We start from the raw sequence: 12,747 nt of genomic DNA, 5'->3' as shown, positions 1-12,747 counted from the left end.
CCACGATTTGCGCATGATGCGCGGGCAAGACAACCATCCAGCGTGTGATGGCACCGCAGATGGTCGGCAGCCCTCCTCGCTGCCATACCGGCAGCCTGGGAGCGGGATATGCTGGCGTTGGCGATTGGTAAACGTTCATGCACCTGGGTGATGGGCTGGGAGCACGACTGCATAGCCTTTCTGAAATAAGTTCCGACAATCTCCATGGTGAAGGTGATCCTATGGCAGGCGCTCAACAACGTCCGCGTTACCACTTTTTGCCGCCGGCAAACTGGATGAACGACCCAAATGGGCTTATTCAATGGGAAGACACGTTTCACTTGTTTTATCAGTACAACCCCGCCGGCGCATATCATCGCCATATCCATTGGGGTCACGCAACCAGTCACGATCTAATTCACTGGCAACATCAACCGATTGCCCTCTCACCAACGCCAGGTGGTGCTGATGCTGATGGTTGCTGGTCGGGCTGTGCCGTTAATGACCACGGCACACCCACCCTGATCTACACCGGCTTTCGATTGCCTGAAGTACAACAACCGTGCCTGGCAGTCAGTCACGATGGTTTACAAACCTGGCAGAAGTGGCCAGAGCCGATCATTGCTGCACCACCGCCGGAACTCGATCTGCTTGGCTTTCGCGACCATACTGTCTGGCAAGAACAGGGAGTCTGGCACATGCTGATCGGTTCGGGCATTCGTGGTCAGGGTGGTACCGTCTTGCTCTACCGCTCGCCCGATTTACGACACTGGGAATACGCAGGCCCACTCTTGATCGGTGATGCCGGTCAGTTCGATCCGGTCTGGACGGGTTTGCTCTGGGAGTGTCCAGACTTTTTCGCGCTAGGCGACCAGCAGGTGCTCGTCTGCTCGGCCTGGGATCGACGACCATACTACACGATTGCGATGATCGGCGCGTATCGGGATGGCCGCTTTGTCCCGCATACAACCCACAAACTGGATTATGGCGACGCTCATTTCTACGCCCCGCAAACCATGCCGATCCGCGATGGACGACGCATCATGTTTGCCTGGTCAATGGAGGGACGAAGCGAGGAGTCCATTGTAGCGGCAGGTTGGGCCGGGGTGATGACGCTGCCACGCGAGGTGAAGATAGCCGATGATGGTCAGATCGTAACATTGCCGGTGAACGAAGTCCAGCAGTTACGTCAAGACGAGATCGTTATCCCATCAACGCGGGTCATGCCGCACGACATCCACTGGCTGCCCGTCCACGGTGCGCAGCTTGAGGTAGAGTTAATCCTGCGCCCACCACGGCATGGAACGTGCACCGTCATGCTGCGGGCCAGCCCCGACGGCAGCGAAGCGACCGTTTTGCGCTACAACAGCCGAACCGCAACCCTCACCCTCGACCGGCGCCGGTCGAGTCTGGCCGGTGATGTCTGGCGTGACGCTCACCACGCCCCCCTTACTCTGCACAACGATGAGCCGTTAGTGCTGCGCATCTTTCTTGATGCCTCGTTGATTGAAGTCTTTGCCAACGAACGCCGTTCGATCACCAGTCGTATCTACCCAACCCGCCCTGACAGCACGGGTATTGCGATTTGTGCCGACGAGGCTGCGGTTGATCTCCTTGCCGGACGGGTGTGGGAGATGGCCGGAATCTGGTAGCGTACATTACCACGGAAAGAAGACCGGCACCAGGATCAGACAAATCACCATCACGAGCAATTGCAGCGGGACACCAGCTCGGACATAGTCAATAAAGCGATATTCGCCGGGTGCCAGCACCAACGTGTTCACCGGGGAAGCAATCGGGGTAGCGAAGGCGGTCGAGGCCGCAAGTGCTGCCGTGATCAACAGAGGTTCGGGGGCCAGGGTCAATTGATCGGCAACGCCGAGGGCAATCGGCATAATGAGGACGGCAGTCGCCGTATTCGAGATGAACTGGCTCAACAGGCTGGTAACGATGAAGATACCGGCCAGCACAACCAATGGTGAAAAGTCACCCAGCACGCTGACCAGTTGTTCAGCGATGAATGCTGCCCCGCCAGTCTTCTTGAGCGCAGTTGCCATCGGCAGCATCGCAGCAATCAGGACCAGACTCTCCCAGTTGAGTCGACGATAGACCCCACTGAGCGGCACGCAACCGCTCAACACCATGGCGACTGCGGCCAGCAAGGCGGCGGTCACAACCGGCAACCAACCGGCGGCCATAACGATCAACATGAGGATCATGATGGTCATTGCCGTCCAGGAACGCCAATCAAGCCGATGACCGGTTATTGCCATATCGCGTGGGAAGGCGACCACCACCAGATCGCCAGCGGTTTGCTGTGTCCGAACAATTTCCTGTAATTGATCAGGAGCACCTGCCACCAGCAGCGTATCACCGAAGCGTAACGGCTCGTTGACAAGATCGCCTTGAAATGGCTGACCGAGACGTCGTACCCCCAACACGGTCACACCGAAAAGCTGACATAATTCCGCCCTGGCAATAGTCTGCCCTTCAAAGCGCGAGCGCGGTGTTAATGCCACTTCCATGATGTGAAGATCTGGCCCGAATGGAAGACTCGACGATAGGGACTGGACAACAACTCCCTCCTGGCGGCAAAATCGTTCGATTGCGCCTTCGTCGCCTATCACATCGAGAAGATCACCTGCCAGAATCCGCGTTGCCGACGTAACGGCCCGCGGTGACCCCGGTTCTGGCCGTGATCCAGGCCAGCGTCGTACCCCAACAACCGTAATACCGTAGCGATTCTGGAGCCGCAGTTCAGACAGCGTGTGTCCGGCCAGTGGCGAATCAGCTAACACCCGTACCTGCACAAGGTCTTTGGTCAGGAAATAGTCAGCAGCCAGTTCGGCCAGGGTTGGCCCCCGCTCCACTTCTGACACCGGTACATCGCGCACCGGTAACAGCCAGTGGCCAAACCAGGCCACGGTGAGCGTGATCATGACCAGGATGGTCATCCCAATTGGCGTAAAGCTGAAAAAGCCGAGAGGTGGCCGCCCGGCACTGACCAATGCCTCTGCCGCAATCAGATTGGGTGGCGTTCCGATCAACGTCAACATACCACCGGTGAGCGCAGCATAGGCGAGCGGTAACAGCAGGCGGGCAGGGCTAATCCCTGCCCGGCGAGCCAGACTCAGCGCCACCGGAATCATAATTGCCACGGTACCGGTCGAGCTGATAAACGCCGACAGGAACGCAACCGGAACCATCAAAGTTACCAGCATCCGGCGCTCACTCTGCCCGGCGATACTACCGAGTTTATTCCCAATCCAGGCCGCAACCCCGGTCTGAAGTAACCCATCACCAACAATCATCAATGCCGCAATCAATATGACCGTCGTATCACCAAAACCGGCGACTGCTTCAGCCGGGGTCAGAATCCCACCGAGCATCAGTGCAAGCATACCGAGCACTGCTACGAGATCGATCCGGATTCGATCAGTGGTGAAAAGGACAATCACGCAGAGCAGGATGGAAAAGACCAGAATGATGTCAAATGTCATGAGCTGGCTCGAACCTATCTCAAAAACGCTTACGAGAAGTTATCTAATACCTCTCTGACCGACTCTCTAATGGTAACGAGCACATCCAGTATCCCCGTGACCAGTATGGTCAACGGCATACCACGCGCCGGATCGTGTGTACGGCTGCTGCGGCAGCATGGCTGCCGCACTCCAAACTCTGCGACACGCGCATGACGAGCGGGTAAGGCAACCCATCCAGCGCGTGATGGTACGGTTGGAGCTGCTCTCTGCCAGCAGGCCAAGAGCAGGGTAGGCTATCGCTGGTGATTGGCAAGCACGTGTGCGCCTGAGTGACGGTCTCGTAGCACGATAGCACGGCTTCTATGAAATAAGTTCTCTTGCACAGCTCTCGCCTGGCAACACCACTGGCATCGCCATTGTCAGACTATCAACTAAACACACACCCAGCGACGACCAGCCACAGATGTGCCTATACCCCTCCAGCCCTGATCAGGCCGGCCAGATTACTCCGCCCCTGATCTGCCAGTATTGTCGCCTGCGCGATAAAGAGCTGAGCTGTTGTCACTGCGTCATTCAGCGCGTTGTGCTGGGCATACACCGGCAACCCAAGCGCCGTTGCCAGACCACGCAACTCAATTGCGGGATCGGGCATATCGTGTGGTTGTTCGCCCAACCAGCGCGCATTCATATGGAGTGTGAGAGCCAGACGAGCAGTATCCAGAATTGGTCGCCGCAACTTACCACCAAACGGCTTCAGCGCGGCATTAATGAAACGAACATCCACTTGCGCCACATGCACAACTAACACCCGCCCGGCAATGCGACGCAGCAACTCGGCCAGCACCTCTTCGGCGGGCGGCGCATTCTGTAGCTCGGCTGGTGTCAAGTGATGCACCCGAATACTCTCAACACTCGGTTCACGATCAGGAGGTGGCTTGATCAGCGAATACCAGGTCTGTTTGAGCAAGACCCGCCCATTCTCGATATTCACGGCACCAACGGCAATCAAGGCATCATGACGGGTATCAAGGCCGGTGGTTTCGACATCGATCACGGTGTAGGGAACTTCCCGCCATGGTAAACGCCGATCAGGTTCGGGAAAGGCTTCGTAGGCCCGTACAAAATCAGCCGGTGGCGTGCGTTGAAACAGTCTCGCCCAAAACGCCATAGACACCTCTACGCCAGTCGGTCAGTTTGAAACATCAGCGCTACGCCACGTTGGACAGAGGCAATCGCCTGCAAGGACTCTTTGACTTCACGCCGTTCACGCGGCCCCAGTTGATGAAAATTGACCAGGTTATCCGGTGGCAGACCAAGCGCAATCTGCTTTTGCTGATGGTGCAATCGTAAACTTGAGAGCAATTCAAACGCGCTGATCAGGTTATCGGCATCTTCGTGGCTCAGCACACCGGCAGCTTTGGCTGCCCGCAAGCGGGCAATGGTGTTCGTTTCATTGCTGTGGGCTTCAAGGGCAAACAAACGTGCCAGATCAACTACCATCGCCGTTCCGCGCAGCTTGAGATCGAGCAGATCGCGTTGATCACCACGTCGTTCGAGCGCAACCTGACGAAAGAAGGTCAACGGCGCCGGCTGTCGCAACGCAGCGCGGGCCAGGCGAGCCATAAAGATGCGATGTTCGGCAGCGTGCTGAGTTATTGTGCGCAGAACAGGTTCGGCGGGCAACTGACCATATACCTGCCGGTAGTCAAAAAAGATTGCAATACGCAGCAACGACTCCTCATCGGGAATCTCGATCCAGCGGTGGAAATAGCGTTGCCAGGTAGCCAGTGACTGGCGCCATTCGGGATTGGTCGCCATAATGTTGCCTGGACAGCGCGGGAAACCACATTCAACCAGCCAATCAACCACCAGGGTAGCCAGTTGCTCAAAGTAACGGACATCGTCTGCCGAAGCCGAGTCATCGTACACCAGCGCATTATCCTGATCGGTGCGTAACGTCTGTTCGTAACGTCCTTCGGAACCGAGCACAAGCCAGGCATACGGCACCGGTGGCGGTCCAAGCTGCGCCTCGGCATCGTGGATCAGGCGTTGTAATAGAGCATCGTGCGCCACAGCCACTACCCGGCCAATATCACTGACCCGCGCTCCGGCAGCGGTCAGCGTGAAGACTGCATCAGCCACCTGATCGGTATAACGACGTAAATCGGCCAGCGATGTCGCCCGTTGCAACAGGCGCGGTAAAAAGAGCGGGCTATTGCTCTGGCGGCGCAAAATATCGGTGTGGGTAACGACCCCTACGACCCGATCACCTTCAACAAGGGGTAAGTGATGGATACCTCGCTCAAGCATCAGCAATAACCCCTCAAACGCCAGCGCGTCAGCCGCTATCGTAGTTGCCGGCGCACTCATCACCTGGCGTACCGGCGTCGTATCCGGCAGCCCTTCAGCCAATACCCGGTTGCGCAAATCACGGTCGGTGATAATGCCGATAGGCGTATGTTCAACAATCAACGATGAAATCCGCTCGTCACGCATCAAACGAGCTGCATCGCCAACTGTCGCCTCTGGGCTAATCGATACCGGCGGACGAGCCACCAGATCGCGTAAACGGGTTTGAAACAGGGCAGGGTTGGATTCCGACTGTCGTGATTGCAGGGCATAGCCGAGCCGCTCGATAACCGAAGCAGCAAAGAACGCGGCAAACTGTGGTTGTTCAGCTCGCAGGCGATGAAAGATCGCACCGGGCAGAAGATAGAGCAGCGTATCAGTATGTGCACGAACGGTGACCAGCGGTGGCTGGCCACGGATCAACGAAGGATGACCAAACGCCTCGCCGGGGCCAAGCGTATCAACGACCTGATCTTCACTACGCAGCAGATCGACAGAACCCTTACACACGATGTACAGAAACGACGATGGTTCACCGCCTTTGGTGAGAATGGTCTGCCCTGCCCGCACAAACTCAATCTGCAATTCACCGGCGATTTGATGCACAACCTGTTCGGGAAGGCGGTCAAAGGGTGGATACGAGCGTAAAAAGCGTGCGATCTCATCCATTGCGAAACCCTGCAACTACAACAATGGCGAATGTATCAACAGCCGATGTTATCGACCGGCAATCATCATTCGCGAGAGGTGACAATAGCTTAACTGCCGTAGCGCAATCATGCTACACACCGATAGCAAAAGAAAACCGGGTTACGCCCTTATGATAACCGATATTGTCATCTTCTCGGTGATGAAAGCAGAGCAAAATAGTAGAAGTCATCTCATCCGTGGGTGAAATATGGTGTGGTAACGAATGTTTTCAACCATTACCCAAGAGGTATTTCCGTATCGCATCAAATCGTAGGGGCACGGCATGCCGTGCCCCTACGACTGGCACACCTGGTCATGCTTCTGTACGAGGATCACACTTGAAGAATGCACATTTGTGAGCAAGATGTGGCATCATTCATCGCGCTAATGACCCGGTGGGGAAGGTTGCCAATCCACCTGATACACGCAAGACCATTTGGAAGAGTAGAACCTCTTTCAGAAAACGGCTGTCAGGAGTTATCTCATTGCTGACCAACCCCATGATCGTAACGAGCACATCCAGCATCCCCGTGACCAGTGGGGGCAACGGCGTACCACGCGCCGGACAGCGAGCACGGCTGCTGCGGTAGCCATGCTGCCGCACTCCAAACGCCGCAACACGCGCATGACGAGCGGACAAAGCAACCATCCAGCGCGTAATGGCACAAACGGAGCTACTCTCTGCCAACAGGACAGGATGAGGCAATGTATCATCACCAGGATGGAGAGAAAAACATTCTCCTCGCAGCCAGCAGGATAACCGGTGCAACAGGCCCCTGGCAGCTCACATAGCAGGTGCAGAAGCATGGCCTCCGCACGCCAGACTACGCGACGTGTGCAGCGCCAAAACACGCTCCCTCTGCAACCAGATCGACAGCCGGGGCTACGACAGGCACACCGCACCGGTCAAAAAAAGCACGAGGCACCTCTAGGTGGAGATGCCTCGCCAACGACGATGGAACTACACAGGAGACTACCGGCGCTCGATGAGGAGACGAATAGCCGTGCGTTCCTCGTCATCGATAGCGACATCGATAAACGACGGAATACAGACGATATCGATACCCTCCTCGCTCAGATATGCGCGAGCGATAGCAACGGCCTTAATGGCCTGATTGGTTGCGCCAGCGCCAATTGACTGTACCTCGGCCGAACCATTCTCGCGCATTACACCGGCAATTGCGCCGGCAACGGCACTCGGCCGCGAGCGGGTCGAGACCTTCAAGACCTCGGCACTGCGCTGACGAGCGGGGGTGGCGTTTCCTTCGCCAACAGCCCGCTCTAGCGGCTGGGCGTTGCTCATAGCTTCCTCCTGTTGGTGACGTGTACGGGTAGTTAGACGGCTCGTATCATCGGGCGGAGTTGCCAGGCTCATACCGGCGCAGCCTCCTCGTGTAAAAACCCTATAGCCGACGATCGAAAGCGTGTTGTAATTGTACCACACGTTATCGTGATGTGTAGACCAAAATATCACCAAATTTGGGTGTATCTGGCCAAACATCACCGTGCATAATCAACGGCGCGGGTTTCGCGGATAATCGTCACTTTGATCTGACCAGGATATTGCAGACTCTCTTCGATCTTCTTAGCCACATTGCGAGCCAGATGGATACTGGCCAGATCGTCAATTTGATCGGGTTGCACCATCACCCGCACCTCACGACCGGCCTGCACAGCAAACGCACGCTGGACGCCGGGGAATGATGTAGCAACGGTTTCGAGAGCCTCCAGCCGCTTGATGTACAGATCAAGCGTTTCGCGACGTGCACCAGGACGGGCACCAGAAATTGCATCAGCGGCAATCACAAGAAAGGCTTCGACGGTTTGCGGTTCTTCATCGTAGTGATGTGCTGCGATGGCGTGCACGATTGCCGCCGACCGCCCAAGACGCCGGGCAATTTCGGCACCAATCAGAGCGTGCGGACCCTGAACCTCGTGATCAACCGCTTTACCGATGTCGTGCAACAACGCAGCGGTCTTGGCAATATTGACATTGGCACCCAATTCAGCAGCCATATGGGCTGCCAGTAAGGCACATTCTAGCGAATGTTGCAAAACATTTTGCCCATAACTGGTGCGATATTTCAAACGACCGAGCAGCTTAATCAGATCGGGGTGCAACCCCTGCACATTCGCTTCGTAAGCGACACGCTCACCTTCTTCGCGCATAATCTGCTCGATCTCGAGTTGTGTCTTGTGAACCACCTCCTCGATACGGGAAGGATGGATCCGGCCATCCTTCAACAACTTCAACAGCGCCACTCGTGCTACTTCCCGACGTACCGGATCGTGGCACGAGAGAGTCACCGCTTCAGGGGTATCATCAACAATAATATCAACACCGGTGATCTGCTCGAAGGCGCGAATATTGCGTCCTTCACGACCAATGATGCGCCCTTTCAGTTCTTCACTCGGCAGGTTCACCGTTGAGACGGTCATTTCTGCAACGTAATCACTCGCGCAGCGCTGAATGGCCAGACCGATAATTTTACGGGCAATTTTATCGGCCTCCTCTTTCGTTTGCTGTTCGAGTTCACGGATGCGCCGGGCTGCATCTTCACGTGTTTCACGCTCAACTTCGGCCAGAATAATTGAGCGCGCTTCTTCACGCGATAACTGCGAAATTCGCTCTAGCTCTTGCGCCTGTTGGCGCTTTAACCGTTCAGCTTCTTGCGTCAACTGTTCAATCTGACGCTCGCGCTGCTGGATCAGCCGCTCACGACGCTCGATCCCTTCTAATTTACGATCGATATTTTCCTCTTTACGTTGCAGACGTTCTTCCTGTTTTTGCAAGCTCTGGCGCGATTCACGTAACTCGGCTTCAGCTTCGTTTCGAATCCGTAACGCTTCATCTTTTGCTTGCAAGAGGATTTCTTTTTGCTGCGAACGCGCCTCTTCAATTAACAGGCGGGCTTCGGCAGCTTTACGTTGGACCAGTGAGCTGACGCCATTGTTCGCCCAATAGACACCTATGCCTGCACCGCCAGCCAGCCCTGCCAGCAGGGCGACGACGGCCCAGAGTAGCTCTGTCACGGTAGCCTCCTATGCAGTTGTTAATGTGCACGACGCCGGATGGAAGTATGACCGACGATATGCAGATAGATATTGTAACTGTGGATTTTCAATCCATACAGGTAACTTTCATCATACTGATCGATGTACCACCTGTCAAGACTCTTGCCAATAGTGAATAAGATAACATACTTCTCAAATGAGAAAACCGATGATTTTTACCAGACCTGTTGTGATGACAACTCTAGCCTGTTCCAAAGCGATGGAGCGATGGCATTGCTATACGCAGCATCAAGCTCGTGTAGTACGGTGATTGCTGTTACTTGTCCGCCCCTGAACAACGTCTTTACGGGGCTTCCAGGTTGTCATGCGGAGCATCAGGCCACCTGTTTCTTCACATATCGCATGGTATCATGCAATAAACAACAACACCCGGAGGGAGTGATGGAGCTACCGTTTCCCGGCATGGACCCATACCTCGAACAGCCGGCGCTGTGGCCGGATGTGCATACAGCGCTGATTGCAGCAATGCGCGATGCCATCCAGGAGCAGCTTGGACCTGCCTATATTGCGCTCATCACGCCCTACATCGCGTTGGAGAGTATCGAGATTGCCCCCACCCGACAGGCGTTTGTGCCCGATATTGGCGTGTTGCGTGATGATCCTGCCGACACCGGTACCGCTACAGCAACCATCACCCCCGCCCCGCTCACGCTACCGGTGCAGATGACGGTGCCCACCCGGTATGCCCGGATTGAAATCCGCGCTGTTGTTCAGCAGACCCTGATCACCGCCATTGAGCTGCTCTCACCTGCCAACAAACGCCCCGGCCTCGATGGTGCCGATGCCTACGAAAAGAAGCGGCAGGAACTCTTCGCCAGCAGCGTTCACCTGCTCGAAATCGACCTCTTGCGCGGCGGGGTTCGCCCGCAACTGGCCCGGCCCCTGCCACCAACCGCCTACTGCGTCTTCCTCAGCCGAGCCTATCGCCGGCCACTGGTCGATGTCTGGCCGATTGCCCTTAGCGACCCGCTGCCGGTATTGCCGGTGCCCCTCAGCTACCCTGACCCCGATGTCGCCCTTGACCTCGGCGCGGTCTTGCGTCAGGTCTACCGTCGTGCCCATTACGAACGGCTGATCGATTACCGCGCCGACCCACCACCGCCACCCCTCGCCCCTGACGAAGCCGCCTGGCTGGATCAGCATCTGCGTGCGATGGGGTTGCGGTAGCTGACAACGATACCGTCGTGGAGAAGGGGTTTGACCCGTGTTGAAGCTGACATAGTAGTACACATAGCTCCACCGTTCACCAACAGGTATTACAATCGCGTATGCGATAGCACTGACCTGGAGAGAGTATCGTACAATAGTGAGGTAATCGCTCCTTGTACCGTCTGAAATGCTTAAGCCGGCAGGCATGGTGAATATGACAGCGCACGACAGTGTATTTGCAGGGCGGAACGGCGAAGGGGTGTTATAGCCTGAGTATTTCTACTCGAAAGAAGAGGTTCTGATAGCGCAGAAAAGCGAGTCGTACCCGGAGGGAGTGATGGAGCTACCGTTTCCCGGCATGGACCCATACCTCGAACAGCCGGCGCTGTGGCCGGATGTGCATGCGCGCCTGATTAGCGCGATGTGTGATGCCATCCAGGAACAGCTTGGGCCAGCCTATATTGCGCTCATCACGCCCTACATCGCGTTGGAGAGTATCGAGATTGCCCCCACCCGACAGGCGTTTGTGCCCGATATTGGCGTGCTGCGTGATGATCCTGCCGACACCGGTACCGCTACAGCAACCATCACCCCCGCGCCGCTCACGCTGCCGGTGCAGATGACGGTACCCACCCGGTATGCCCGAATTGAAATCCGCGCCGTTGTTCAGCAGACCCTGATCACCGCCATTGAGCTGCTCTCACCCGCCAACAAACGCCCCGGCCTCGATGGCGCCGATGCCTACGAAAAGAAGCGGCAGGAACTCTTCGCCAGCAGCGTTCATCTGCTCGAAATCGACCTCTTGCGCGGCGGGGTTCGTCCGCAACTGGCCCGGCCCCTGCCACCAACCGCCTACTGCGTCTTCCTCAGCCGAGCCTATCGCCGGCCACTGGTCGATGTCTGGCCGATTGCCCTCAGCGACCCGCTCCCGGTCTTGCCGGTGCCCCTCAGCTACCCTGACCCCGATGTCGCCCTTGACCTCGGCGCGGTCTTGCGTCAGGTCTACCGTCGTGCCCATTACGAACGGCTGATCGATTACCGCGCCGACCCGCCACCGCCACCCCTCGCCCCAGACGAAGCTGCCTGGCTGGATCAGCATCTGCGTGCGATGGGGTTGCGGTAAGGGTTAAGCGGCAGGTTGGAGTGTCTTATACGCTGCCCGTCCGGTGCAATGTGCGGTGGGCACAAAGGTTTACCTGCGAGCGCGAACGGTATCCACATCAGGTGAGTGATCCAATCTCTTTCCCAACGATGCCCACGTTCAAGAGGCATCCCTGCGCTGCATTGCGGCCAGGTGCGCCATCTGCTAACTACATCAATGGTCACCGCAGTACGAGAGGGTTGTCTGGTGCGTCCGCATTCAGGGTGCGATGCATCACCACCTCAAACCCCGTTGGGGGCGGGTCGGAGGGGGCGAGCCGGAGGCTCGCGCTCCCAGGGTACCGGAGCTGGGCGAGCCGGAGGCTCGCGCTCCCAGGGTACCGGAGCTGGGCGAGCCGGAGGCTCGCGCTCCCAGGGTGTCGGAGTTGGGCGAGCCGGAGGCTCGCGCTCCCAGGGCTATGCATTACCCACATGTCACGCTGCGTTAGGCTGGGCTGCAAGCACTCCCCGTGGCGCAGGCTTCCAGCCTGCGTGGAGGCGTTCCTCTCTACCGCCGTTAGATGCTGGCTGTGACTGCTGGTGCGCAGGCACGAACCTGGTACAACCAAACGTCTACGCGCAGGTAGCGTATTCATGCCTGACCGACTCGATGATCGAAACGAGCACATCCTGCATCCCCATGACCAGGATGGGGAACGGTGGGCCACGCGCTGGGTCGTAAGCGCGGCTGGTGCGGCAGCATGGCTGCCGCACTCCAAACTTCGCGACACGTGCCCGACGAGCGGGACAGGCAATTCATCCAGCACGTGCTGGCAGGGCTGGAGCGGCTTCCGTATACACCAGATTTGATATAAGAAGGGAAAGCCTCAGTTGAACACCCTTCTACCATCTGCTATAATCGGGATCAGGCATGGTTAGGAGA

8 protein-coding genes and 1 pseudogene are annotated in these 12,747 nt (G+C 56.9%); 3 read left to right on the top strand and 6 right to left on the bottom strand.

The window, feature by feature from the left end; translation table 11 throughout:
• The first annotated feature begins 221 nt into the window (after window positions 1-221).
• On the top strand, window positions 222-1,631 hold the full coding sequence (locus tag CAUR_RS14320) for a glycoside hydrolase family 32 protein (RefSeq protein WP_012258585.1): 1,410 nt from the start codon (window positions 222-224) through the stop codon (window positions 1,629-1,631).
• Between the two features lie 6 nt (window positions 1,632-1,637).
• Here the strand turns inward: CAUR_RS14320 and CAUR_RS14315 are convergent, their stop codons facing one another.
• The 6 genes and pseudogenes from CAUR_RS14315 to rny all read right to left on the bottom strand — a co-directional run bounded on the left by CAUR_RS14315 (window position 1,638) and on the right by rny (window position 9,626).
• Entirely contained in the window at window positions 1,638-3,479 is a 1,842-nt protein-coding gene (locus CAUR_RS14315) for an SLC13 family permease (RefSeq protein ID WP_012258584.1), read from the bottom strand.
• Between the two features lie 451 nt (window positions 3,480-3,930).
• Window positions 3,931-4,629 carry a 3'-5' exonuclease gene (locus CAUR_RS14310; protein WP_012258583.1) on the bottom strand — a complete coding sequence of 233 codons (699 nt, stop codon included), beginning with the start codon at window positions 4,627-4,629 and terminating at the stop codon, window positions 3,931-3,933.
• 8 nt (window positions 4,630-4,637) lie between these two features.
• Complete coding sequence (locus tag CAUR_RS14305) at window positions 4,638-6,479, bottom strand: DUF294 nucleotidyltransferase-like domain-containing protein (protein WP_012258582.1); 1,842 nt, start codon at window positions 6,477-6,479, stop codon at window positions 4,638-4,640.
• A 397-nt stretch (window positions 6,480-6,876) separates the two neighbouring features.
• Window positions 6,877-7,140 carry a hypothetical protein gene (locus CAUR_RS21250; RefSeq protein ID WP_179944191.1) on the bottom strand — a complete coding sequence of 88 codons (264 nt, stop codon included), beginning with the start codon at window positions 7,138-7,140 and terminating at the stop codon, window positions 6,877-6,879.
• A 333-nt stretch (window positions 7,141-7,473) separates the two neighbouring features.
• Window positions 7,474-7,803: a stage V sporulation protein S gene (locus tag CAUR_RS14295; protein ID WP_015909285.1), complete on the bottom strand. Its 330-nt coding sequence runs from the start codon at window positions 7,801-7,803 to the stop codon at window positions 7,474-7,476.
• A 197-nt stretch (window positions 7,804-8,000) separates the two neighbouring features.
• Window positions 8,001-9,626: pseudogene (gene rny / locus CAUR_RS14290) on the bottom strand (ribonuclease Y).
• Between the two features lie 330 nt (window positions 9,627-9,956).
• Between rny and CAUR_RS14285 the strand changes: the two are divergent.
• Complete coding sequence (locus CAUR_RS14285) at window positions 9,957-10,742, top strand: DUF4058 family protein (protein WP_012258579.1); 786 nt, start codon at window positions 9,957-9,959, stop codon at window positions 10,740-10,742.
• A gap of 319 nt (window positions 10,743-11,061) precedes the next feature.
• Window positions 11,062-11,847 carry a DUF4058 family protein gene (locus tag CAUR_RS14280; RefSeq protein ID WP_012258578.1) on the top strand — a complete coding sequence of 262 codons (786 nt, stop codon included), beginning with the start codon at window positions 11,062-11,064 and terminating at the stop codon, window positions 11,845-11,847.
• Window positions 11,848-12,747 lie beyond the last annotated feature (900 nt).

The sequence above is a fragment of the Chloroflexus aurantiacus J-10-fl genome (assembly GCF_000018865.1).
GTDB lineage: Bacteria > Chloroflexota > Chloroflexia > Chloroflexales > Chloroflexaceae > Chloroflexus > Chloroflexus aurantiacus.
Note: the sequence above shows the minus strand (reverse complement) of the source record. Positions and strands in the feature narration are given on the sequence as shown.

Bases quoted from the DNA above. Each gene is read 5' to 3' on its own strand.
- CAUR_RS14295 (WP_015909285.1), bottom strand. From the start codon at position 7,803: ATGAGCAACGCCCAGCCGCTAGAGCGGGCTGTTGGCGAAGGAAACGCC.
- CAUR_RS14320 (WP_012258585.1), top strand. From the start codon at position 222: ATGGCAGGCGCTCAACAACGTCCGCGTTACCACTTTTTGCCGCCGGCA.
- CAUR_RS14310 (WP_012258583.1), bottom strand. From the start codon at position 4,629: ATGGCGTTTTGGGCGAGACTGTTTCAACGCACGCCACCGGCTGATTTT.
- CAUR_RS14280 (WP_012258578.1), top strand. From the start codon at position 11,062: ATGGAGCTACCGTTTCCCGGCATGGACCCATACCTCGAACAGCCGGCG.
- CAUR_RS14285 (WP_012258579.1), top strand. From the start codon at position 9,957: ATGGAGCTACCGTTTCCCGGCATGGACCCATACCTCGAACAGCCGGCG.
- CAUR_RS14315 (WP_012258584.1), bottom strand. From the start codon at position 3,479: ATGACATTTGACATCATTCTGGTCTTTTCCATCCTGCTCTGCGTGATT.
- CAUR_RS14305 (WP_012258582.1), bottom strand. From the start codon at position 6,479: ATGGATGAGATCGCACGCTTTTTACGCTCGTATCCACCCTTTGACCGC.